We start from the raw sequence: 2018 nt of genomic DNA, 5'->3' as shown, positions 1-2018 counted from the left end.
AGGTAGTTGCCCCGACCAGTTTTGTTTTGCGATCGGCTTCGCGGATCTCGCAGAGTCAGCGCGCCTATTAGTTTAGCCAATAAAAACCTCTTCTGGCCTTACCTCCACTGATTTGTAGGGATTACCTCTAATTCCTCATTCCCAATCCCCAGAAGAGAAATTTTGGCTACCCTCTTGACAATCATCATAACTGACCAGTTAACCCCGTCTTTTTTGGGTCATCACTATATAATGAGACAGTTGCTTTAGATGATAAGGAGAAGAAAAAAATGTCTAAGCTTCGTAATATCTTAATCGGTGCAGGTATTGCTACAGTGGGGGGTATTGGAACGAAATTGGCTGTTGATTATTTTCGCAACCGTGGGCAGGAAGAAAAAGTTGATGAGACGGTGGGGGATGCTGAACCAACATCCGTTGAAGAAGTAGCTTATGCGGTGGTAGAAGACAGCACGATTCAAACATTTCTCGATAACAGTTTTGGCTCTCCAGGCCGTTATGTTCCCACTCGTCCACCTAAAATTTTTGATTATCAAGAGTTTCAATGTCTGGTAATTTGGGCTTACGATAATCAAAAGGAAAAAAATCAATTATTGGCCTTTAAATACACAGATGAAGGTCGTAAAATGATCGCCAGTGTTGGTTATAGCAGTGAAGCAACTGACTACAATCTTAATTTAGAAGAAACTCCTTTTGCCATTGAAGTTAATGGAGAACAAATTACTTCCGGTCAAGGAGAAACCAATGGAACTGATGAGGTTGATTTCGTTCCTGCAGGGGTTTAGGGGAATCCCTTAACAAATGGTCAAAGATAGAATGACCGAAATTAGGGGAGTTTGGTTACTTTCTCGTTTCAACAGTCCTGTATTGACTTCCACATCCCGTATCAAAAAGACATTAGATTTTCTAGAAAAGTGTGGATTCAATACCTTATTTGTTGCGGTTTGGAATCAAGGATATACAGCTTTTGAAAGTGAGGTGATGGCAAAACATGGTTTTCCTAAACAAGATCCTTTATATGTTGAACTGGGTATAGATCCTCTAGAGGAAGTAATTAATCAAGCCAAAGGTCGTAATTTGGCAATTTTTCCCTGGTTTGAGTATGGCTTCGCTGCGTCTCCATTATTCGATGGAGGTCATATTCTAACCATGAAGCCTCAATGGTCAGCAATGACTCAATCTGGAAATCAACTCAGACATGGTGGTTTAACTTGGATGAATTCTCTGGATCTCGAGGTTCAGCAATTTATCAGCGATTTGTTGTTAGAAGTCATTGAAAAGTATGACGTTGCAGGTGTTCAAGGATGCGATCGCCTCCCAGCTATGCCTCATCTAGGTGGTTATGACCAACAGACCAAAAATGAATATCGAAACCGCTTCGGTTCCAATCCTCCTCTTAACACCAAACAACCAGCTTGGGTACAATTTCGAGCCAATTTATTGACTGATTACCTTAAACGTTTACGCAGTCAAATCAAAACCAAAGATTCAAATTGCCTTTTGTCTATCTCCCCTTCTCCTTTTAAATTTGGTTTAGATAATGTTTTACAAGATTCTGAACATTGGCTTAAGCAAGGCTTAGTGGATTTATTATGCCCTCAATGGTATCGAGAAAATTTTTCAGCTTACCGAGCCGAAGTCGACCGAGTTGCCAACGGATTTTCTAGTCGGGAGCGAAAAAAAATTGTCCCAGGTATTGCTTTTACTGCTAATCGGAGAAATTTGACGGCAAGTGATCTTGTTAAGTGTGTCAATCACAACAGAACAAAAGGATTAGGTGGACAGGTTTTCTTTTTTTATGAAGGCTTGACCAACAATAGCAATCAGATGGCATTAACACTCTATAATAGTGCTGATTATTCTAAACTGGCTCCCCTTCCCACTCCACCCTTTCCTTAAAAAATATCTTTCATATTTCACTACTCATGATATGCTAACCGATTCTTTTCTCTGGTCAATACTGGATTCTATAGCATTTCCCACAGTTATGAGGTACAGTAACAGCAATGAGCAAACCAGTT

At 40.2% G+C, this 2018-nt stretch carries 2 protein-coding genes; both read left to right on the top strand.

The window, feature by feature from the left end:
* The first annotated feature begins 269 nt into the window (after nt 1-269).
* Nucleotides 270-782, top strand: coding sequence for a hypothetical protein (locus P9B04_RS23800; protein WP_342057438.1), 513 nt, complete (start codon nt 270-272; stop codon nt 780-782).
* A gap of 16 nt (nt 783-798) precedes the next feature.
* Nucleotides 799-1896 carry a glycoside hydrolase family 10 protein gene (locus P9B04_RS23795; RefSeq protein ID WP_342057437.1) on the top strand — a complete coding sequence of 366 codons (1098 nt, stop codon included), beginning with the start codon at nt 799-801 and terminating at the stop codon, nt 1894-1896.
* The last annotated feature ends 122 nt before the right edge of the window (nt 1897-2018 follow it).

This window comes from Crocosphaera sp. Alani8, from assembly GCF_038442745.1.
GTDB lineage: Bacteria > Cyanobacteriota > Cyanobacteriia > Cyanobacteriales > Microcystaceae > Crocosphaera.
The sequence above is the reverse complement of the archived record's forward strand: the minus strand, read 5'-3'. Positions and strand labels throughout refer to the sequence as shown.